The organism is Kitasatospora sp. NPDC057738 (genome assembly GCF_042798815.1).
Taxonomy (GTDB): domain Bacteria; phylum Actinomycetota; class Actinomycetes; order Streptomycetales; family Streptomycetaceae; genus Kitasatospora; species Kitasatospora lactacystinica.
Genome location: NZ_JBHVJT010000051.1, coordinates 41,594 through 62,764, shown reverse-complemented (window position 1 = coordinate 62,764; position 21,171 = coordinate 41,594). Strand labels below are relative to the sequence as shown.

Here is a 21,171-nt window from a genome sequence, read left to right as displayed (position 1 = left end):
CCGCCGTGTCGTTTCTGTCCGCCCCGGGACGGGGGGACGCGCTACTTGTTGACCACCGTCAGGGGGAGCATCTTCTTGCCGGTGGGGCCGATCTGGATCTGGGTGTCCATCTGCGGGCACACGCCGCAGTCGAAGCACGGGGTCCAGCGGCAGTCGTCGACCTCGACCTCCTCCAGGGCGTCCTGCCAGTCCTCCCAGAGCCAGTCCTTGTCGAGGCCGCTGTCCAGGTGGTCCCAGGGCAGCACCTCCTCGTAGGTGCGCTCGCGGGTGGTGTACCAGTCGACGTCGACGCCGGTGCCGGACAGGCCCTTGTCGGCGCAGGCCATCCAGCGGTCGTACGAGAAGTACTCGCGCCAGCCGTCGAAGCGGCCGCCGTCCTCGTAGACCGCGCGGATGATCGCGCCGACCCGGCGGTCGCCGCGGGAGAGCAGGCCCTCGACGATGCCCGGCTTGCCGTCGTGGTAGCGGTAGCCGATGTTCTTGCCGTACTTGCGGTCGCCGCGGATCGAGTCGCGCAGCTTGGCCAGGCGGGCGTCGGTGTCCTCGGCGGACAGCTGCGGGGCCCACTGGAACGGGGTGTGCGGCTTGGGCACGAACCCGCCGATGGAGACGGTGCAGCGGATGTCGTTCTGGCCGGTGACCTCGCGGCCCTTCTGGATGACGTTCTTCGCCATCTCGCCGATCTGGAGCACGTCCTCGTCGGTCTCGGTCGGCAGGCCGCACATGAAGTACAGCTTCACCTGGCGCCAGCCGTTGCCGTACGCGGTGGCGACGGTGCGGATCAGGTCCTCCTCCGACACCATCTTGTTGATCACCTTGCGCATGCGCTCGCTGCCGCCCTCGGGGGCGAAGGTGAGGCCCGAGCGGCGCCCGTTGCGGGACAGCTCGTTGGCGAGGTCGATGTTGAAGGCGTCGACGCGGGTGGACGGCAGCGACAGGCCGATCTTGTCCTCGGTGTACCGGTCCGCCAGGCCCTTGGCGATGTCGCCGATCTCGGTGTGGTCGGCGCTGGACAGCGACAGCAGGCCGACCTCCTCGAAGCCGGTCGCCTTCAGCCCGCGCTCCACCATCTCGCCGATGCCGGTGATGCTTCGCTCCCGCACGGGGCGCGTGATCATGCCGGCCTGGCAGAAGCGGCAGCCGCGGGTGCAGCCGCGGAAGATCTCCACGGACATCCGCTCGTGCACCGTCTCCGCGAGCGGGACGAGCGGCTGCTTCGGGTACGGCCACTCGTCCAGGTCCATCACGGTGTGCTTGGACACCCGCCACGGCACGCCCGGGGCGTTCGGCACGACGCGGCCGATCCGGCCGTCGGCCAGGTACTCCACGTCGTAGAACTTCGGGACGTACACCCCGCCGGTGCGGGCCAGGCGCAGCAGCAGCTCGTCCCGGCCGCCCGGGCGGCCCTCGGCCTTCCAGGCGCGGATGATCTCCGTGATGTCGAGGACGGCCTGCTCGCCGTCGCCGACCACGGCGCAGTCGATGAAGTCGGCGATCGGCTCCGGGTTGAAGGCCGCGTGGCCGCCGGCCAGGACGATCGGGTCCTCGTCGGTGCGGGCCGCGGCCTCCAGCGGGATGCCGGCCAGGTCGAGCGCCGTGAGCATGTTGGTGTAGCCGAGCTCGGTGGAGAACGACAGCCCGAACACGTCGAAGGCCTTCACCGGGCGGTGGGCGTCCACGGTGAACTGGGGGACGTCGTGCTCGCGCATCAGCGCCTCGAGGTCCGGCCAGACGCTGTAGGTGCGCTCGGCGAGCACGCCCTCGCGCTCGTTCAGCACCTCGTAGAGGATCATGACGCCCTGGTTGGGCAGGCCGACCTCGTAGGCGTCGGGGTACATCAACGCCCAACGGACGTCGCAGGCGTCCCAGTCCTTGACGGTCGAGTTGAGCTCGCCGCCGACGTACTGGATCGGCTTCTGGACGTGCGGGAGGAGGGCCTCCAGGCGTGGGAAGACCGATTCGACAGTCATGTACTAGGAACCCTTACGACGTGATTCGGTGCCGCTGGCCGGCACGGGAGGGGTGACCCTCAAGGGTAGCCCAATCCGGGGAACGGGCCGTCTGCCCCGGATCACGGGCCCCGCGCGCTCCGGCGCCTCCCGGACGGCCGGTGTCCGCCCGTGCCCGCCGCCGTCCGCCGGCACCCGCCGGTGCCCGCCCCGGCACGCGCAGTGCGCGCCCGCCGGCCGGTGCCGTCCGCCGTTGACACGCCCGGAAGGACCGTGCGGTACTGACAGGGCTCCGCCAAAGAGATCTGCCCCCCTTCCGGACAAGGAAGTTGAGTCGTACGCTCGGCCCTCTCGGTTTTCCGGCCGGCGCGACCCTCCCTCACCACGGGCCGCTCCGGCACGGCCCTGTCCGCCCCCGCCAGGCCCCGTCCCGGCTCCGCTCGGCCCCCGTCCCGGCCCGCGCGGCGCCCCGCCCCGTTCCCGCCCCCGTCCCCCGCCCGCACGCCGTGCCCGGCGGCGCACCCGCACGCCCGCGCCCCGGCGGCCGTACGACCGGCGCTAGGAGAACCATGACCGACACCGGTCGGCGGATACGCCCCCTCCGGCCCCTCGACAACCGGCCGGCCCGCTACCCCACGCCCGCCCAGGCCGAGTCCGCCGCCCGCCGGCTCGCCCTGCGGCACCCGGACCGCTGCCGGCTGCGCGAGGTGGGCCGCTCCCGGGCCGGGCGCCCGCTGATGCTGCTCTCCGTGGACCGCGGGCCGCGCGCGGTGCTGGTGGTCGGCGGCCCTCACCCCAACGAGCCGATCGGCACCGCCGGGACCGTCCGGCTCGCCGAGGTGCTGCTGGACCGTCCCGCCTGCCCCGGCGTCTCCTGGCACCTGCTGCTCTGCCTCGACCCGGACGGTGCCGCGCTCAACGCCGGCTGGCTGGACGGCCCGCTCACCATGCGGCGCCACTACGAGCACTTCTTCCGCCCCTCCTTCGAGGAGCAGCCCGAACTGCTGCCCGCCCCCGGCTCCGGCCGCCCGCCGATGCCGGAGAGCCTGGCGCTGACCGGCCTGATCGACGAGCTGCGCCCCTTCCTCCAGTGCTCGCTGCACGGGGTGGACTTCGGCGGCGCGTTCGTCCAGCTCACCCGCCCGGTCCAGGGCCTGGCCGGGCGCTTCGCCCGCTCCGCGGAACGGGCCGGCGTCCCGCTCGACGTGGACTCCTACGACGCGATCGGCTGGGCCAGCCCGGACCCGGGCACCTATCTGATGCCGGCCCCGGGCACCGGGGGTTCCCGGGCCCTGCCGGACGAGCCGGAGCTGTCCACCTGGTCGTACGCGGCCCGGTACGGCGCGGTCAGCGCGGTGCTGGAAGTCCCGATGTGGGCCGTCGACGCGGTCGGCGACGCCCGTCCCCACCCGGCCGGGGAGCAGACCCTCGCCGCGGCCGCCCGCGACCTCACCGCGCGCGCCGAGGAGCTCGCCGCCCTGCTCCCGGGCGTCGCCGCGCACCAGTACGAGGCCTACGGCCACGAGGCGTTCGGCCCGCTGCTGCGCACCGTCGAACTCAGCCTGGCGGCCGCCCCGCGGGTGGCCGAGGAGTGGCTGGAGCGCTGGGGCTCCGAGCCGCTCACCGCCTCCCGGGTGACCACCGCCGGCCTGGTCGCGGCCCGCGTGCCGCTGCGGGTCGCGTCGGTCCTGCTGCGGCTGCTCGCCGACGCCCGCGACCCCGCCGCCGAGGCCGCCCGCGACCGCGCCCGCGCCGTCGTCACCGACAGCCTCGACCGGCTGCGCCACCGCTTCGGCGCCCGCTGGGTCCCCGTCCAGGAGCAACTCGCCCACCAGACGCGGGCCGTCCTCACCACCGCCGACTGCCTGCTCTAGGGTGCCCGGCCCGGATCCGCCGGCCCGGTTCCGCCGGGCGGCCTCGCGCAGGGCCGCGGTACGCGGAGCCCGCACCGCGGAATCCGCGTGCCGGGCGCGGGTGTTGGGGCGGGTGACGGGATGTGGGCGGCGGTGGCGGTGGAGGGTGGGGCGGGTGGCGGGGAATTCGGGGGAGGCCGGGGGGCGCTCGGTGGCCGGGCGGGTGTTCTCGGTGCTGGAGGCGTTCGACGGGGAGCGGGAGTCGCTGCGGCTGGCCGAGATCGCGCGGCAGACCGGGCTGCCGGCGCCGACGGCGCTGCGGATGGTGCGTGAGCTGGTCGCCTGGGGCGCGCTGGAGCGGCAGCGGGACGGCGGGTACCGGCTGGGGCGGCGGCTGTGGGCGCTGGGGGCGCTGGCGCCGTGCCTGCGCCGCATCCGGGAGCTGGCGCAGCCGGCCCTGCGGGAGCTGCACGAGCGGACCGGGCAGACCGCGCTGGTGGCGGCGCTGGACGGCCGTTCGGCGCTGCTGCTGGACCGGCTGCCGAGTGCGGCGGTGCAGTCCTCGCCGTTCCAGGTGCGGGTGGGCGGGCGGATGGACCTGCACGCCACGGCGGTGGGCCGGGTGCTGCTGGCGCACGCGCCGGAGGCGCTGGTGCGGGAGGTGGCGGCGGGTCTGTCGGCGGCGGGCGCGCGGCACACCCGGTACACGGTGGTGGCGCCGGGCCGGCTGGGCCGGGAGCTGGCGGCGGTGCGGCGCGGGGGTGTGGGGTACGCGCGCCGGGAGATGCAGCCGGCGTACGGGGCGGTGGCGGTGCCGGTGTTCCATCCGGACGGTTCGCTGCTGGCCGCGCTGGGGCTGGTGGTGGCCGCGCCGGTGGATCCGGCCCGGTACGAGGGGCGGTTGCGCGAGGCGGGGCGGCTGATGGCGGCCGAGGTCGCGCGTTCGGTGGCCGCGGAGGAGGCGCACCCCGCCGGGTGACACGCCTCCGGAGGGGGTCTTCCCCGGGTGACGCGCCCCGCCGGGCGGCGTCTTCCACTGGGTGGAACGCCGCGGTGGCCAGGAACCGCCGGTAGCGGGCACCCTGGTGCGCGAAACGGGCGAACGCGCAGGCATCGGAGGCCGCAGTGCACAGCAGCGGTGGCAGGACACCGGCCGCGCGGGGCCTCGCCCCGTCGGCGGGTGGTCCGGGCAGCCGTGGCCGATGTCGCGCCCTCGACCGCGCCCGTGGCACCGGTGTGCCCGGCGCCCCCTGCCGCTCCTCGGCCTGCCGCGCCTCGGCCTGCCGCGCCTCGGCCTGACGCCCGAGCGAGGCCCGGCGCGGATCCGACGCGGGATCCGCCCCATCTTTCTCCTCTCCCCCTTCCCCCGCCGTGCGCGCCCGCGCCCGGCGGCGGTCCCGTACGCCCTCCACCGGCACCACCAAGGAGTCACCCATGCCCAGCAGACCCGTGCCCGCCGCCCGGCGCGTCCGCCGTCCGTTCGCCGTCCCCTCGTCCGTGCCCGCCGCCGGTCTGGCGGCCGTCCTGCTCGCCGGCTGCTCCTCGGCGGGCCCGGCCGGGCCGGGGGCGGGCGCCGAGGGGGCCCCGGTGCGCGGCGGCACCCTGAAGTACGCGGTGGCGGTCGGCACGTCCTGCCTGGACCCGCACGTCAGCCCCGGCGACGTGACGGCGGTGATCCAGCGCAACGTCTTCGACTCGCTGGTGTACCTGGACGACAAGGGCGCCTTCCACCCGTGGCTGGCGAAGTCCTGGCAGATCTCGCCGGACGCCCGCACGTACACCTTCCAGCTGCGCGAGGGCGTCACCTTCCACGACGGCACGGTCTTCGACGCGGCCGCGGTGAAGGCCAACCTGGACCACGTCAAGGACCCGAGGACCAAGTCGCTGTACGCGGCCAGCCTGCTCGGCCCGTACACCGGCACGGAGGTGGTGGACCCGCACACCGTCCGGGTGTCCTTCGCCGAGCCGTACGTGCCGTTCCTGCAGGCGGTCGCCACCCCCTACCTGGGCATCGCCTCGCCGAAGTCGCTGGCGGAGAAGGCGGACCAGCTGTGCGCGGGCGGCGAGAACTCGGTGGGCACCGGGCCGTTCAAGGAGACCGAGTACGTCAAGAACGACCACGTCGAGTTCAAGCGCAACGACGCCTACGCCTGGGCCCCGGAGGGCGCCGCGAACCAGGGCGCGCCGTACCTGGACGGGCTGACGATCCGCTTCCTGCCCGAGGACTCGGTCCGCAGCGGCGCGCTGACCAGCCGCCAGGTGGACGCGGCCACGCTGCCGGTCACCGCGGTGCGCACGGTGCGGGCGGCCACCGGCATCGAGGTGAACCGCACGCAGAACCCCGGCGTGGTCTACTCGCTGTTCTTGAACACCACCCGGGGGCCGCTGCAGGACGAGCGGGTGCGCCGGGCCGTCCAGCGGTCGGTGGACGTGGACGCGCTGGTCAAGAGCATCTACTTCGGCGAGTACGAGCGCGCCTGGAGCCCGCTGAGCCCGACCACCCCGGCGGCGTACGAGGCCGGGCTGAAGGACGCGCTGCCGCACGACGCGGCGGCGGCCGGCAAGCTGCTGGACGAGGCCGGCTGGAGCGCCAGGGACGCGGACGGCTACCGGGTGAAGGACGGCAAGCGGCTGACCCTGCACTGGCCGTACATCGCCTCGCTGGTGCGCGACCAGCGCGACACCCTGGCGGCGGGCATCCAGGCGGACCTGAAGAAGGCCGGGGTCGAGCTGGTCCGCGACTCGATCGACAACGGCACCTACTTCAAGATCTACGCGAGCGGCGACTACGACCTGTGGGACAACTCCTGGGTGCGGGCCGACCCGGCGATCCTGGCGGGCTTCTACCTCTCCTCCAACACCCCGGCGGCCGGCGGCCAGAACGTGTCGCTCAGCAAGGACCCGGAGCTCGACGGCTGGCTGACGGCGGGCGCGGCGACCACCGATCCGGCCGCCCGCAAGGCCGACTACACCAAGGCCGAGCGGTGGGCGGTGGAGCACGGCACGGTGCTGCCGCTGTACGTGACCACCAATCTGATCGGGCACACCCAGCTCGTCCGGGGCCTGGCGTTCGACGCGAACGCGTGGCCGCAGTTCGCCGGCGTCTGGAAGAACAAGTGACACGGGTCGCGCGCGCGGTGCTGCACCGGCTGGGCGGTGCGGTCCTGGTGCTCTGGGGCGCGGCCACCCTGGGGTTCCTGGCGCTGCACCTGGTGCCCGGCGACCCGGTGTCGACCCTGCTCGGCGGCTCGGTGACCACCGGTTCGGCGGCCGTCCGGGCGGAGATCACCCGGGAGTTCGGGCTGGACCGCCCGCTGTTCGAGCAGTACCTGACCTTCCTGGGCCGGCTGCTGGGCGGCGACCTCGGCCGCTCCTACCAGCAGCAGCAGCCGGTGAGCCGGATCATCGGCGAGCAGCTCGGCCCGACCGCGGGGCTCGCGCTGACGGCGTTCGGGCTGATCCTGGTGTTCGCCCTGGTGTCCGCGGTGACCACGGCCGGGCGGCGACGGGCGGTGCGCGGCGCGGCCTCCGGGGCGGAGCTGCTGGCGATCTCCACCCCGCCGTTCTGGCTGGGGGTCCTGCTGCTCACGCTGTTCTCCTTCCACCTGCGGCTGTTCCCGGTCGCCGGGGCGGAGGGCTGGCAGTCGCTGGTGCTGCCGGCGGTGACCCTGGCGGTGCCGTTCGGCTCGCTGCTCTCGCAGGTGCTGCGGGAGGGGCTGGAGTCGGCGCTGCACGAGCCGTTCGCACTGACCGCCCGTTCGCGCGGGATCGGCCCGCTGGCGCTGCGCGGCCGGCACGCGCTGCGGCACGCGCTGGTGCCGGCGGTCACGCTGGGCGGCTGGCTGGTGGGCGGGCTGCTGGGCGGGACGGTCCTGGTGGAGACGGTGTTCGCCCGGCCGGGTCTGGGCCGGGTGGCGCTGGACGCGGTCACCGGGCACGACCTGCCGGTGGTGATCGGGCTGATCCTGCTGTCCGCCGCGGTCTACCTGGTGGTGAACACCGCGGTGGACGCGCTCTACCTGCTGATCGACCCCCGGCTGCGCGGCGCCGGCCGGGTGCGGGAGGTGGCGGCATGACCGGCCCCCTCTCCCCCGGCATCGCCCCCGCCCCCGACGCCGTTCCCGCCCCCGACGCCGTTCCCGCCCCCGACTCCGACGTCGCGCCGGCCTCCGGGCCGGCCGCCCGGGCGGTCCGCTCGGGCGGCGGGCGGGCGGACCGGGTACGGCCCGGGGTGCTGCTCGCCGCGCTGGTCCTGGCGGCGGCGGTGGTGGCCTGCGCCTGGCCCGCCCTGCTCGCGCACGCCGACCCGACGGCGGCCGACCCGGTCGCCGCGCTCACCCCGCCGGGGGCCGAACACTGGCTGGGCACCGACCAGTTGGGCCGGGACGTGTACGCCCGGGTGGTGCACGGCGCCCGGTACTCACTGCTGATCGGGCTCGGCGCGACGGCGCTGTCGGTCCTGGCGGGCCTGCTGGTCGGCCTGCCGGCCGCGCTGTCCGGCCGGATCGGCGACCAGGTGGCGATGCGCGCGGTGGACGTCCTCCTGGCGCTGCCCGAACTGCTGCTCGCGCTGCTGGTGATCGCGGTGGTGGGTCCGGGCACCGGCAACGCGCTGCTGGCCATCGCGATCGCGGCCACCCCCGGGTTCGCCCGACTGGTGCGCGGGCAGGCGATGGTGGTGCGCGGCTCGGAGTACGTGCGTGCCGCGACGGCCCTGGGGGTGCCCCGGGCGGCCGTGGTGCTGCGGCACGTGCTGCCGAACACCCTGGGGCCGCTGACGGTGCCCGCCACGCTGGCCGTCGGCACCGCCGTGGTCTCGGGCTCGGCGCTCAGCTTCCTCGGGCTCGGACCCAAGGCGCCCGCCCCGGAGTGGGGGGCGATGCTCTCCCAGGGGCGCGACTTCCTGTCCACCGCCTGGTGGATCGCGGTGTTCCCGGGGGCCGCCATCACCGCCGTGGTGGTCGCGATCACCGTGCTCGGCCGTCAGTTGCACCGCCGCCTGGAAGGACGGACGCCATGAGCCCGATCGTCGAACTGGAGGGCCTGAGCGTCGAGTTCGGCCACGGCAGGCAGCGGACCACGGCGGTGGCCGGGGTGTCGCTGTCGCTGTCGGCGGGCGAGTGCCTGGCGCTGGTCGGGGAGTCCGGCTCGGGCAAGAGCGTCACGGCCCGGACGCTGGTCGGACTGACCGCGCCCGGTGCCGCCGTCCGGGCCGAGCGCTTCCTGGTCGAGGGCCAGGACGCCGCCGCCTTCGGCGAGCGGGAGTGGCGCCGGGTGCGCGGCCGCACCGTCGCACTGGTGCTCCAGGACGCGCTGTCCGCACTGGACCCGCTGCGCCGGGTGGGCACCGAGGTGGGCGAGCCGCTGCTCGCCCACCGGGTGCTGCCGAAGGCCGAGGTGCCGGGCCGGGTCGAGGAGCTGCTGGGCGACGTCGGGGTTCCGGAGCCGGCCGAACGGGCCCGGCAGTACCCCCACCAGCTCTCCGGCGGGCTGCGCCAGCGGGCGCTGATCGCCTCCGCGCTGGCGGCGGGGCCGCGGGTGCTGGTCGCGGACGAGCCGACCACCGCGCTGGACGTCACGGTGCAGGCCCAAGTGCTCGACCTGCTCGGCGAGTTGAAGGCCAAGGGGACGGCCCTGCTGCTGATCAGCCACGACCTGGCGGTGGTGGCCCGGCTGGCGGACCGGATCGCGGTGATGAAGGACGGCCGGATCGTGGAGAGCGGACCGGCCGACCGGGTGCTGGGTGCGCCCGAGCACCCGTACACCCGGATGCTGCTGGCGGCCGCGCCCGATCCGGACCGACCGGGGCCGGCCCCGGCGGCCGACGCGCAGGAGCGGAAGCAGGAACAGGACCGGGGGCAGGAGCAGGACCGGCTCCTCACCGCCAGGGGCCTGGTGAAGCGCTACCGCACCCCGGACGGCGGCCTGCGGGAGGCGGTCGCCGACGTGTCGTTCGCGCTCGCGCCCGGCGAGACCCTGGGCATCGTCGGCGAGTCCGGCTCCGGCAAGAGCACCACCGCCCAGCTGGTGATGGGCATGCTGGCCCCGGACGCCGGGGAGGTGCTGCTGGACGGCCGCCCGTGGAGCGCGCTGCCCGAGCGCGAGCGCCGTCCGGCCCGGGCCGCCGTGCAACTGGTCCACCAGGACCCGCTGGCCTCCTTCGATCCGCGCTTCACCGTCCGGCGGATCCTGGCCGAGGCGCTGGCGGTCGCCGGGGTGGCCCGCGGCGCGGCCCGGCGGGAGCGGGCGGTCGGACTGCTGACCCAGGTGGGCCTCGGCGAGCAGCACCTGGAGCGGCGGCCGCGCTCGCTGTCCGGCGGGCAGCGCCAGCGGGTGGCGATCGCCCGGGCGCTGGCCACCGGGCCGCGGCTGCTGGTCTGCGACGAGCCGGTGTCGGCACTGGACGTCTCGGTGCAGGCGCAGGTGCTGGAGCTGCTGGCCCGGCTGCGGGCCGAGCTGGGCCTGGCGATGCTGTTCATCTCGCACGACCTCGCGGTGGTGCGCCAGGTGAGCGACCGGGTGCTGGTGATGAAGGACGGCCGGGCGGTCGAGTACGGCCCGGCCGAGCGGGTGTTCCGCTCCCCCGAGCACCCGTACACCCGGCAGCTGCTGGCGGCGGTGCCCCGGCTGCCCGCACGGACCGCGGCGGTCTGACGGGCCCCGGCACACGGCGGTGCCCCGGCGGGAACGTCCCGTCGGGGCACCGTCGTTCGGAGCCGGGCGCCGCCCCGGCCGGGTGCGGCCGTCGGCCCGGCAGGAGCCGGACGCCGGGCGGGCAGGAGTCGACCGCCGACCCGGCAGGACCGGCCGTCAGCCCGGCAGGAGCCGCCGGAGGATCGGCGCGGCCCGGTCGGCGAGGTCGTGCTCGCCGTCCGGGGTCGGGTGCAGCCCGTCCGCGTAGACCCGGTCGGCCTCGGCGACGGGCAGCACCTCGCGGCCGTCGACCAGGTGCAGCCGCCGGTCGCCGAGCCGCTGGAGCACCCGGACCGCCTCGCCGGTCAGCTCCCGGATGCCCTCCAGGGTGAGCCCGGCGGCGTTGACCGCCTTCTCCCGCTCCACCGAGGGCAGCGCGGCGATCACCGCGATCGGGGTGTCGGGGTGGCCGTCGCGGACGGTCTCGACGAAGCCGCACACCGCCGAGCCCCAGCTGCGCGCGGTGAACACGCTGCGGATGTAGGCGTTGGTGCCGATCTCCAGGGTGATCAGCTCGGCCGGGGTGTCCCGCAGGACGCGGGCGACCAGCGGGTCCAGGTACGCCTCCCCGGCGAAGCCGAGGTTGCGCAGCCGCCAGCCGTGCCGGACGGCCACCAGGGAGACCCAGCTCTCGGACGGGCCGTGCGGGAACATCGCGTGGGTGAGCGAGCTGCCGTACGCGATCCAGCGCGGGCCGGTGCGTTCGAGCGGCTCCAGCACCCGGTGGCCGTGCAGCGAGAGCCGGCCGATCCAGGTGCGGCTGAGGTGCGGCAGCCAGATCTCCACTTCGGCCGGGCCGTTCGCGCCGGCGGGCAGCGGCAGGGTGAGCCGGTGGCGGCCGGGCACCGGGTGCCACCGGTGGGCGACGACGCCGTCCACCACCACGTCCAGCGGCGCGCTGCCGGGTTCGGCGTCCAGTTCCAGGACCAGTTCGACGGCGTCGGTGCGCAGGCCGAAGCGGGCGCCGGCCGGGAGTCGGGCGAGGCGGGCGAAGTCGGCGGAGAGGGTGGTCGCCACCCGGTCCAGCGGCAGGCGCAGCGGGATCCAGCGGTCCTCGTGCCGGGCCAGGCCGCTGATGCCGTCCCAGGAGAGCCGGGGGTCGTCCGGGGTGAGGTGTTCGACGGCGGCGGCGGTGGCGGCGGGCCGGGTGGCGGTCACGCCCGGCCCTCCTGGAGGTCGGCGGCCAGGGCCTGCGCCTCGGCGGGCGCGGCCTCGGCGGGCGGCGCCTGCGCGCCGTCCCCGCCCTTCGGCGCCCCCAGCCCGAGGGCGGCGGCGACCAGCCCGACGGCCGAGAAGAGCGCGGCGACCAGGAAGGCCCAGTGGTACGCGGAGAGCGAGGGCGAGGCGCCGCCGACGCCGGTGAGCACCGCCGCGCCGACGGCGACGCCGATGCCGCCGCCGAGCTGGAGGGCGGCGGTGACCAGCGCGGTGGCCAGCCCCTGGTCCTCGTTCTTCACGCCGCCGACCGCGGCGATGTTGAAGGCGAGGAAGCTGGTGCCGTTGCCGAGCCCGTGCACGATCAGCGCGGGCAGCAGGACGCTCAGGTAGTTGCTGTCGGTGCCGGTGCGCAGGAACAGCAGGATGCCGCCGCCCTGGAGGAGCAGGCCGAGGACGGCCGCCGGGCGCAGCCCGGAGCGGTTGATCAGCTTGGGCGCGAGGTTGACGGCGAGCAGGATCGCGGCGGCCATCGGGACGATCGCCAGGCCCGCCTGGAGGGCGCTGTAGCCGAGCACCTGCTGGAGGTAGAGCAGGGCGATGAACTGCCAGCCGATGGTGGCGCAGGCCCAGACCAGGCCGATGGTGTTGGCGGTGGACAGGGTGCGAGAGCGGAAGATCCGCAGCGGCAGCAGCGGGTCGGTGCGGCGCTGCTGGATGACCACGAAGACGACCAGCAGCACGACGGCGGCGATCAGCGAGCCGAGGGTGGCGGCGGAGCCCCAGCCGGCTTCGGGGGCGCGGACGAGTCCGAGGACGAGCAGCAGGACGCCGGCGGTGGCGGTGAGCGCGCCGGCCGCGTCGAAGCCGGGCCGTTCGCCGGTGCGCGCCTGGTCGGGGGCGACGGCGTAGTTGGTGACGGCGAGGACGAGCGAGGCGACGACGAAGGGGACGAAGAAGATGAGCCGCCAGTGCACTTCGGTCAGGACGCCGGAGAACACCAGGCCGGCCGCGTAGCCGCTGGCGCCGGTGAGGGAGAAGATGCCCATCGCGCGGGTGCGCTCGGGGCCCTCCTTGAACGTGGTGGTGATGATCGACATCGCCGCGGGGGCGATGAAGGCGGCGGCGACGCCCTTGATGACGCGGCTGACGACCAGCAGGGTGCCGTCGGAGACGAGCCCGCCGGCGAGGCTGACCAGGGCGAACACGGCGGTGGCCCAGAAGAAGAGCCGGCGCCGGCCGAAGAGGTCGGCGGCTCGGCCGCCGAGCAGCAGGAAGCCGCCGTAGGCGACGGCGTAGCCGGAGATGATCCACTGCAGCGTCTCCGGCCCGAGGCCGAGGTCCTGCTTGATCTCCGGCAGGGCGACACCCATCAGGGAGACGTCCATCGAGTCGAGGAAGAGCTGGGCGCAGAGCACCAGGAGTGCCAACCCCTTGTGCGCGCCGAGGGTGCGGGGCGCCGTGTCCGGCATCGGCCCTCTCCCAATCCATCTGGCAGACAATCGTCTGCATCTCAATCAAGTGGGCTGAACGTAGCAGTCAAATCATCTAGCGTCAAACAATCTCTGCGCCACGCGACCACCAACACCCCTTGCATCTCCGCGAGTTGACTTCCTATTGTTTGATAATTGCCGAACCTTAGAAATATTGGCCCTACCCACGGGGGAGTTGCCCACCCATGCCCGAATCCGTCAGACGTCCCCGCCTGCCCTCGCTCACCGGCGTCAGATTCCTGATCGTGGTCCCGGTCTTCGCCTTCCACGCGGACATGGAGAAACCGTTCGGCGACGCGGGGGTCGCCGACGCCTACGCCTGGCTCGTCGCCAACGGCGCCTGGACCGCGATCAGCTGCTTCTTCGTCCTCAGCGGCTTCGTGATCACCTGGGGCTCGCGCCCCGACCACAGTGCCCGCGGCTTCTGGCGCCGCCGGGCCGCCAAGATCTACCCGCTGCACGTGCTCACCTGGGCCGCCGCGCTGGTGCTGCTCGCCGTGGCCGGCCACGCCGCGACCGCCCGCCAGGCCGTTCCCAACCTGTTCCTGGTGCACACCTGGAACCCGGACCGCGAGGTCTTCTCCAGCCTCAACGACGTCAGTTGGTCGATCTCCTGCGAGATCTTCTTCTACGCCGCCTTCCCGCTGCTGGTGCGCTGGATCCGGAAGATCCGCCCCGAACGGCTCTGGGCCTGGACCGCCGGGGTGATCGCCGCGGTCCTGCTCGTCCCGGCCGCCTCCGCCCTGCTGCCGGACCGTCCGCCGCTGCCCTTCGGTTCCGGCTCGGTGTGGCAGTTCTGGTTCGTCTACGTGTTCCCGCCGGTGCGGCTGCTGGAGTTCGTGCTGGGCATCCTGCTCGCCCGGATCGTCCTCACCGGCCGCCGGCTGCCGATCGGCGCCCTGCCCGCCGCCCTGCTCCTGATCCCGGCCCAACTCCTCGCCAAGCAGCTGCCGTTCCTGTGGGGGCTGACCACCCCCGCGATCGTCCCGATCGCCCTGCTGCTGCCCGCGCTCGCCGCCCGGGACGTGGCCGGCCGGCGCACCTTCCTCACCTCCCGGCCGCTGGTCACCCTCGGCAGCTGGACCTTCGCCTTCTACCTGGTCCACCGGCTGATCCTGGACCACGGCCACCGCGCCCTCGGCGCCGGACGGACCTTCACCACCCCGGTCGCCACCGCGCTGCTGCTCGGCGCGTTCACCGCCGCCTGGCTGCTCGCCGGGCTCCTGCACCGGTGCGTCGAGCTCCCGGCCGTACGGCTGCTCGCCGCACCCCGCCGGCGCACCGCCGACGCCACGCCCCCGAGCCCCCCGGTCGGTCCCCCGGCCGGCCCGGCGCCCGCCCCCGACCCGGACACCGGCCGCCTGACCGAAGCCCCGACCACCTGATCCCGCGCCCGCACCCGCACCCGCACCCCCGACCGGAACCACGACCACCAGACCACGACCGCCCGACCACGACCCCAGCGATCCCACCGAGAGGCAGACCGATGACCGACCAGGACCTCACCGCCTACCCCCTTCCGCTCTCCCCCTACGGCGAGCCGCCCGCCGAGTTCGCCGAACTGCGCGCCAAGTGCCCGGTCAGCCGGGTCCGGCTGCCCAGCGGCGACCAGGCCTGGCTGGTCACCGGCTACGACGAGGTCGTCTCCGCGCTCTCCGACCAGCGGCTGTCCCGGGCCGCGCTGCGCGAGCCGGGCGCCGTGCGCACCGTCTCCGGCGAGGACTTCTCCGACAACCCGTACAACCTGCTCAACCAGGAGGGCCCCGACCACGCCCGGCTGCGCCGGCTGATCTCCCCCGCCTTCACCCCGCGCAAGGCCGAGCGCTGGCGCTCCCGGGTGGTCGAGATCGCCGACGAGCTCATCGACCGCCTGGTCGAAGGTCCCCGGCCGGCCGACCTGCACCACGACTTCGCCGCCGTGCTGCCGGTCTGGGTGATCTGCGAGATGGTCGGCGCCCCGGTCGAGGACCGCCCGCTGCTCCAGCAGTGGACCGACCGGCTGGTCTCCATCACCGCCCACACCCCCGAGGAGCGGCTCGCCGCCCGCCAGGAGTCCGCCGCGTACGTCGCCGGGCTGGTCGCCGAACGCCGCGCGAACCCCGGCGAGGACCTGCTCTCCACCCTCATCTCGGCCCGCGACGACGAGGACCGCCTCGACGAGCGCGAGCTGGTCTGGCTCGGCATCAACCTGCTGGTCGCCGGCCACGACACCACCGTCAGCGCGGTCTCCCGGGCGCTGTACCAGCTGCTGCGCCACCCCGACCAGTGGCGGCTGCTCACCGAGCGCCCCGACCTGCTGGACAACGCGACCGAGGAACTGCTGCGCTACGCCCCGCCGTCCGAGATCGGCTTCATGCGGGTCGCCACCGAGGACCTGGAGCTGGCCGGCACCCCGGTCGCCAAGGGCGAGGGCGTCATCCCGGTGATGCACGCGGCCGGCCGCGACATCCGCCGGGTGGACGACCCCGAGCGGCTCGACCTCACCCGCGCCGACCCCAAGCACGTCGCCTTCGGCCACGGCGCCCACTACTGCCCCGGCGCGGGCGTCGCCCGGATGGAGCTCCAGGTCGCCTTCGGCACCCTGGCCCGCCGGCTGCCCTCGCTGCGGCTCGCGGTGCCCGCCGAGGAGGTCGAGTGGCTCGGCGGCCTGCTGACACTGCGTCCGAAGGCGCTGCCCGTCGAGTGGTGACGGGGCTCGGCGGACGCCCCGGCGACCCGGTCCGACGGCCCGTCCGTTGGGCCGGGTCGCCGCCCGCCGCCCGGCCGTTGGGACGGGATCCGGTCCGTACCGACGCCCGAAGACGGAACACCTGTCCGATCCCGAGACTTGGGGCCAGCCGGTACACCGCCCCCTCCGACCGGACCGCCCGCTCCGCCCAGGAACGAGGACCCATGCCCACCACGCCTCCTCTGGCCCTGACCGGCCACGACCTGACCCTCGCCGACATCGTCTCCGTCGCCCGGGCCCGCCCCGGCACCGCCGGACCGGTCCTCGCCCCCGCCGCCACCGGGAGGATGTCCGCCTCCGTCGCCCTCAAGGAGGACTGGCTGGCGCGCGGCATCCCGCTGTACGGCATCACCACCGGATTCGGCGACTCCGTCGGGCGGCAGATCTCCGCCGACCGCGCCGCCGCGCTCCAGCGGAACCTGATCACCTACCACCTCAACGGCACCGGCCCGACCGCCGCGCCCGAGGTCGCCCGCGCCGTCCAGCTGATCCGCGCCAACTGCCTGGGGCGCGGCCCCTCCGCGATCCGGCCCGTCGTGGTCGACACCCTGCTGCGCCACCTGGCCGCCGACATCCTGCCGCTCATCCCCGAACGGGGCTCGCTCGGCGCCAGCGGCGACCTGGTCCCGCTCTGCTACCTGGCGCACGCCCTGCTCGGCGAGGGCGAGGTGCTGCACCGCGGCCGGATCCGCCCGGCCGCCGAGGCGCTCGCCGAGGAGGGCATCGAACCGGTGGTGCTCACCGCCAAGGAGGGCCTGGCACTGATCAACGGCACCTCCTTCACCTCCGCCTTCGCCGTCCTCGCCGCCCACGACGCGGCCGAACTCGCCGCCGCCGCCGACATCGCCACCGCCCTCGCCGTGGAGGCGCTGAACGGCAACGCCTCGCACTTCCACCCGTTCCTGCACCGCCAGAAGCCGCACCCCGGCCAGCTCGCCTCCGCGGCCGCGATCCGCGCCCTGCTCGACGGCTCCGAACTCGCCACCGACTACCGGGGCATCCTCGACCGCCAGGAACGCCTGGGCGACCGCGGCTTCCTCACCCACGAGCACCGCATCCAGGACCCGTACTCGCTGCGCTGTGCCCCGCACGTCACCGGCGTGCTGCGGGACACCCTGGACTGGGTGCGCCCCTGGCTGGAGACCGAGGTCAACTCCTCCACCGACAACCCGCTGTTCGACACCGAGGAGGGCCTGCTGCACCACGGCGGCAACTTCTACGCCGGCCACGTCGGCCAGGCCATGGACGGCCTCAAGACCGCCGTCGCCAACACCGCCGACCTGCTCGACCGCCAGCTCGCCCTGCTGGTCGACCCCAAGTTCAGCCGCGGCCTGCCGCCCAACCTGATCGCCCCCGCCGCCGACACCGACGCCCACGCCGGGCTCCACCACGGCTTCAAGGGCATGCAGATCGCCGCCTCCGCGATCACCGCCGAGGCGCTCAAGACCGCCCTTCCCGCCTCACTGTTCTCCCGCTCCACCGAGGCGCACAACCAGGACAAGGTGAGCATGGGCACGATCGCCGCCCGCGACGCCCGTACGGTCGTCGAGCTCGCCCGCGACGTCACCGCGATCCACCTGCTCGCCGTCGCCCAGGCGGTCGAGCTGCGCGGCCTGCGCAAGGCCTCGCCCACCCTCCAGAAGGTGCACGGACTGATCCGCGAGCAGGCCCCGTTCACCGACCGCGACCGGCGGATGGACGGCGACATCGCCGCCGTGGCCGGCCTGGTCCGGGACGGTTCGCTGCGCCGCGCCGCCGGGCTCCCGGAGCCCTTCGCCGCCTGAACCCCCGCCCTTCGCCGTCCGAACCCCCGCCGTTCGCCGTCTCCCCCGCACCGGCACGTCCCCGACCGTGACTCCCACAGCCCGAGGAGCTATCGAAGATGCTGCTACTGCGCGACCCCGCCCAACGCCAGGACGCCGCCGAGCGCCTGGACTCCCACACCGCCCTGATCCACCGCACCTGGCAGGGCCAGGACCCGGCCGAACGCTACGGCGCCGAGCTGGCCACCACGCTGGCCGCCGCCGTGCGCTCCCCGATGTACGCCGGCACCCTCACCGGGGAACTCGCCGAGCGGCTGCGCTCGGACACCCCGCTGACCCCCGCCGAGGCCCTGGACGCCTTCGCCGCGCTGCCCTTCCTCGGCAAGAAGGAACTCGGCGGCCACGGCGCCGGCGCGTTCACCCGCCCGCTGTCGGAGTTCCTGCACTACTACGAGTCCTCCGGCACCACCGGCGACCCGGCCCCCGCCCCCAAGGCGGTGGACGACCTGCTGGTCAACACCCTCAACATCGGCGAGATGTGGGGCCGGCTGCTGCGGCCCGCCGATGTCGCCCTGATCCTCATCAACGCCCCCTTCGCACCCGCCGCCTACCAGTTCGAGAAGGTGCTGGAGTACCTCGGGGTGATGTCCTTCCGCCCCTGGGTGGACAACATCACCGGCGACTACACCCGGGTGCTGCGACTGATCTCCGAACTGAACGCCAACGTCTACGTCGGACCGCCGTCCCGGCTGCTGGAGCTGGCCCAGTTCTCCCAACGGAACGGCCTGCCGCTGCCCCGCTTCGACCGGCTGCTGCTGATGGCCGAACAGACCGGCCCCAGCTTCGTGCGCCACCTCGAGCGCCTCACCGGCGGCACCGCCTACGTCGGCTCGTACGGCTCCTCGGAGACCGGCACCCTCGCCGTCACCTGCGAACACCGCCGGCTGCACCTGCAGTTGCAGAGCTACCTGCTGGAGATCGACGACGGCGACCGCACCACCGTGCTCGGCCCGGACACCGACCCGGTGCAGGGCGAGCTGATCGTCACCACCCTGGACATCCCCTCCCGCCCGCTGCTGCGCTACCGCACCGGCGACCTGGTCCGGATCGAGACCGACCCCTGCGACTGCGGCATCCGGCTGCCCGTCCTGCGCACCCTCGGCCGGGCCCAGGACGTCCTGCTGCTCGCCGAGAACAACATCCGCCAGGACGACCTGGAGGAGGCGCTGTGGGCCGAGGCCCTGCCCGGCGCCTCGGTGTTCAACTACATGCTGGTGCTGCGCGGCAGGGCCCTCGTCTGCCTGGTCACCACCGACGGCACCCCGGACGGCTCCTGGTCGAAGGTGCTGGAGCAGCGCCTCGCCCCGCTGTTCGAGGAGTACACGGTGACCGTCCACCCGGTGGAGAAGCTGCCCCCGCTGGCCTCGCTCGGCCAGTACCTGGGCTGGAAGCTCTCCCGGGTCCTGGACCTCAACGAGGAGGCCAACTGGGGCCGGCTGCCCGCACCGCTCACCTCACTGGTGCGCGAGTCGCTGGCCCAGGTCGCCGAGGCCACGGGGGTCGGGGCATGAGCGGAATCGCGGGGCTGGTGTCGCGCAGCGGGGATGTGCGCGAACAGGCCCAACTCGTCCAGGAGTTCACCGACACCCTGACCCACCGCGGCCCGCGCCGCGGCGGCACCTGGCTGGCCCGGCACGCCGGCCTCGGCCACCGCCAGTTCCACACCGGGCCACGCAACGACGTGCCCCAGCCCTGGTTCCCGCCCGAGCTGGACCCGGCTCCGGCCGTCATCGCCTTCTCCGGCGAACTGCTCAACCCCGGCCCGCTGCACACCGCGCTGACCGCCCGCGGCCACCGCATCCGCAACGGCTCGGACGCCGAACTCGTCCTGCGCGCCTACCTGGAGTGGGGCGCCGAGGCCGCCGACCGACTGGTCGGCGGTTACGCGGCGGCGATCTGGGACGCCCGCACCGAGGAGCTGGTGCTGATCCGCGACAGGCTCGGCGTCGAGCCGCTCTACTGGGCCGAACTCCCGGACGGTTCGCTGGCGTTCGGCTCCGAACCGAAGGCCCTGCTGGCCGCCGGGCTGCCCGCCGAGGTGGACGCGAACGGCCTGGTGGACGTCCTCACCGTGGCGCTCAAGCGCCCCGGCGACGCCGTCTACCGCGGCCTGCACGAGGTCCGTCCCGGGTGGCTGCTGGTCGCCGGTCCGAACGGCGTGCGCCACCGGCGCTACTGGGCCCCGGAGGCCGCCGAGCACACCGACGACGAGCCGACCACCGTCCGGCGGGTGCGCGCCCTGCTCGCCGACACGGTGCGCCGGCAGTCCGCCGACACCGGGGTCAAACCCGGCGCCCTGCTCTCCGGCGGCCTGGACTCCAGCGCCATCGTCGGCCTGGCCGCGGCCGGCGGCGACAAGATCGCCACCTACTCGGTCGACTTCGCTGGCAGCGAGACCGACTTCAAGGCGGACGCCCTGCACGTCAGCCGGGACGCCCCGTACGTCCGGGCGGTGGTCGACCACGTGGGCACCAGGCACACCGAGATCCTGCTGGACGCCCCCTCGCTGCTCGACCACCTGGGCGCCACCCTGCGCGCCCGCGACCTGCCCGGCGTCGGCGACCTCGACGTCTCGCTGCACCTGCTCTTCCGCGAGGTGCGCGGCCACGCCGAGGTGGTGCTCTCCGGCGAGGGCGCGGACGACGTCTTCGGCGGCTTCCCCTGGTTCACCGCCGAGGCCGACCGGCCGACCGCCAACTTCCCGTGGTCGGCCGGGATCACCGACCGCAGCGGGATGCTCTCCGCCGAGCTGCGCCGACACCTGGACGTGGACGCCGAGGTGGCCGCCCGCTACGGCGAGGCGCTCGCCGAGGTCCCGCGGCTGGCGGGCGAGTCGGGCGCGGACCGCCGGCTGCGCGAGGCCTTCCACCTCCAGCTCACCCGCTTCCTGCCCTTCCTCCTGGACCGCAAGGACCGGATGAGCTTCGCGGCGGGCCTGCTGGTCCGGCTGCCGTTCACCGACCACCGGCTGGTCGAGTACGTGTGGAACACCCCGTGGGCGCTCAAGCGGGTCGGCGGCCAGGAGAAGGGCCTGCTGCGGGAGGCGGTCGCCGATCTGCTGCCCGCCGAGGTGGTGCGGCGGCAGAAGAGCGGTTTCCCGTTCGGGCAGAGTCCGGAGTACCTGGAGGCGGTCCGCGAGGCCGTCCGCGCCCTGCTCGCCGACCGCGACTCGCCCGCCCTTCCGCTGCTGAACGCCGACGCGCTGCGCGCCCAGGTGGACGGCGGCGGCTGGCACACCGGCACCTTCACCCCGCCGCCCTGGCTGCCGCGCGCGCTGCTGCTGGACACCTGGCTGCGGACGTACGGCGTCCGCGTGGTGCTCTGACCCTCCGACCGCACGGAACGCGCCGCCCGTACCCCCGCTCCACCGGGGTACGGGCGGCGCCGCGTTCGCCCCGGGCACGCCCGACTGAACGCCCCGACTGAACGCCCGACTGAACGCCCGACTGAACGCCGACGGGCCGGCCGCCCCCGCAG

General features: G+C 74.7%; 14 protein-coding genes. 11 read left to right on the top strand and 3 right to left on the bottom strand.

The annotated features are described in order from the left end of the window. Positions 1-41 precede the first annotated feature (41 nt). The gene (locus tag ACFVGO_RS25920) at positions 42-1,970 is read right to left on the bottom strand and encodes a TIGR03960 family B12-binding radical SAM protein (protein WP_359908081.1); all 1,929 of its coding nucleotides are present in this window, start codon (positions 1,968-1,970) and stop codon (positions 42-44) included. Between the two features lie 548 nt (positions 1,971-2,518). On the opposite strand from ACFVGO_RS25920, the gene ACFVGO_RS25915 reads away from it, so the two are divergent. From ACFVGO_RS25915 to ACFVGO_RS25890, 6 genes are all read left to right on the top strand, one after another. Next, on the top strand, positions 2,519-3,823 hold the full coding sequence (locus tag ACFVGO_RS25915; RefSeq protein ID WP_380634333.1) for a M14 family zinc carboxypeptidase: 1,305 nt from the start codon (positions 2,519-2,521) through the stop codon (positions 3,821-3,823). Between the two features lie 154 nt (positions 3,824-3,977). Next, the gene (locus ACFVGO_RS25910) at positions 3,978-4,781 is read left to right on the top strand and encodes an IclR family transcriptional regulator (RefSeq protein WP_380634331.1); all 804 of its coding nucleotides are present in this window, start codon (positions 3,978-3,980) and stop codon (positions 4,779-4,781) included. A gap of 455 nt (positions 4,782-5,236) precedes the next feature. Then, on the top strand, positions 5,237-6,922 hold the full coding sequence (locus tag ACFVGO_RS25905) for an ABC transporter substrate-binding protein (RefSeq protein ID WP_359908088.1): 1,686 nt from the start codon (positions 5,237-5,239) through the stop codon (positions 6,920-6,922). Further along, complete coding sequence (locus ACFVGO_RS25900) at positions 6,919-7,878, top strand: ABC transporter permease (RefSeq protein ID WP_359908091.1); 960 nt, start codon at positions 6,919-6,921, stop codon at positions 7,876-7,878. The genes ACFVGO_RS25905 and ACFVGO_RS25900 overlap by 4 nt, the downstream gene beginning before the upstream one ends. Beyond that, entirely contained in the window at positions 7,875-8,822 is a 948-nt protein-coding gene (locus tag ACFVGO_RS25895; RefSeq protein WP_380634329.1) for an ABC transporter permease, read from the top strand. Before ACFVGO_RS25900 ends, ACFVGO_RS25895 begins: the two co-directional genes overlap by 4 nt. After that, positions 8,819-10,456, top strand: a complete 1,638-nt coding sequence (locus ACFVGO_RS25890) for a dipeptide ABC transporter ATP-binding protein (protein WP_380634327.1) — start codon at positions 8,819-8,821, stop codon at positions 10,454-10,456. The genes ACFVGO_RS25895 and ACFVGO_RS25890 overlap by 4 nt, the downstream gene beginning before the upstream one ends. A 156-nt stretch (positions 10,457-10,612) precedes the next feature. Here the strand turns inward: ACFVGO_RS25890 and ACFVGO_RS25885 are convergent, their stop codons facing one another. After that, positions 10,613-11,653 carry an SGNH/GDSL hydrolase family protein gene (locus tag ACFVGO_RS25885; protein ID WP_380634325.1) on the bottom strand — a complete coding sequence of 347 codons (1,041 nt, stop codon included), beginning with the start codon at positions 11,651-11,653 and terminating at the stop codon, positions 10,613-10,615. Beyond that, positions 11,650-13,122 (bottom strand): MFS transporter, encoded by a 1,473-nt coding sequence (locus ACFVGO_RS25880; protein WP_380634323.1) that lies wholly within the window; start codon positions 13,120-13,122, stop codon positions 11,650-11,652. The genes ACFVGO_RS25885 and ACFVGO_RS25880 overlap by 4 nt, the downstream gene beginning before the upstream one ends. A gap of 206 nt (positions 13,123-13,328) precedes the next feature. Here ACFVGO_RS25880 and ACFVGO_RS25875 point away from each other — a divergent pair, with 206 nt between their 5' ends. The 5 genes from ACFVGO_RS25875 (at position 13,329) to asnB (ending at position 21,019) form a co-directional block, all read left to right on the top strand. Beyond that, entirely contained in the window at positions 13,329-14,528 is a 1,200-nt protein-coding gene (locus ACFVGO_RS25875) for an acyltransferase family protein (protein WP_380634321.1), read from the top strand. 101 nt (positions 14,529-14,629) lie between these two features. Beyond that, the gene (locus tag ACFVGO_RS25870) at positions 14,630-15,832 is read left to right on the top strand and encodes a cytochrome P450 (protein WP_359908108.1); all 1,203 of its coding nucleotides are present in this window, start codon (positions 14,630-14,632) and stop codon (positions 15,830-15,832) included. Positions 15,833-16,035: 203 nt separating this feature from the next. Then, positions 16,036-17,655 (top strand): aromatic amino acid lyase, encoded by a 1,620-nt coding sequence (locus ACFVGO_RS25865; RefSeq protein WP_380348062.1) that lies wholly within the window; start codon positions 16,036-16,038, stop codon positions 17,653-17,655. A 98-nt stretch (positions 17,656-17,753) separates the two neighbouring features. Beyond that, complete coding sequence (locus ACFVGO_RS25860) at positions 17,754-19,205, top strand: hypothetical protein (protein ID WP_359908114.1); 1,452 nt, start codon at positions 17,754-17,756, stop codon at positions 19,203-19,205. Then, positions 19,202-21,019 carry an asparagine synthase (glutamine-hydrolyzing) gene (gene asnB / locus ACFVGO_RS25855; protein WP_380634317.1) on the top strand — a complete coding sequence of 606 codons (1,818 nt, stop codon included), beginning with the start codon at positions 19,202-19,204 and terminating at the stop codon, positions 21,017-21,019. The genes ACFVGO_RS25860 and asnB overlap by 4 nt, the downstream gene beginning before the upstream one ends. The last annotated feature ends 152 nt before the right edge of the window (positions 21,020-21,171 follow it).

Excerpts from the sequence above, each read along its gene's own strand:
- ACFVGO_RS25920 (WP_359908081.1), bottom strand. The coding sequence starts at position 1,970 with ATGACTGTCGAATCGGTCTTCCCACGCCTGGAGGCCCTCCTCCCGCAC.
- ACFVGO_RS25915 (WP_380634333.1), top strand. The coding sequence starts at position 2,519 with ATGACCGACACCGGTCGGCGGATACGCCCCCTCCGGCCCCTCGACAAC.
- ACFVGO_RS25905 (WP_359908088.1), top strand. The coding sequence starts at position 5,237 with ATGCCCAGCAGACCCGTGCCCGCCGCCCGGCGCGTCCGCCGTCCGTTC.
- ACFVGO_RS25895 (WP_380634329.1), top strand. The coding sequence starts at position 7,875 with ATGACCGGCCCCCTCTCCCCCGGCATCGCCCCCGCCCCCGACGCCGTT.
- ACFVGO_RS25890 (WP_380634327.1), top strand. The coding sequence starts at position 8,819 with ATGAGCCCGATCGTCGAACTGGAGGGCCTGAGCGTCGAGTTCGGCCAC.
- ACFVGO_RS25880 (WP_380634323.1), bottom strand. The coding sequence starts at position 13,122 with ATGCCGGACACGGCGCCCCGCACCCTCGGCGCGCACAAGGGGTTGGCA.
- ACFVGO_RS25875 (WP_380634321.1), top strand. The coding sequence starts at position 13,329 with ATGCCCGAATCCGTCAGACGTCCCCGCCTGCCCTCGCTCACCGGCGTC.
- ACFVGO_RS25870 (WP_359908108.1), top strand. The coding sequence starts at position 14,630 with ATGACCGACCAGGACCTCACCGCCTACCCCCTTCCGCTCTCCCCCTAC.
- ACFVGO_RS25865 (WP_380348062.1), top strand. The coding sequence starts at position 16,036 with ATGCCCACCACGCCTCCTCTGGCCCTGACCGGCCACGACCTGACCCTC.
- ACFVGO_RS25860 (WP_359908114.1), top strand. The coding sequence starts at position 17,754 with ATGCTGCTACTGCGCGACCCCGCCCAACGCCAGGACGCCGCCGAGCGC.
- asnB (WP_380634317.1), top strand. The coding sequence starts at position 19,202 with ATGAGCGGAATCGCGGGGCTGGTGTCGCGCAGCGGGGATGTGCGCGAA.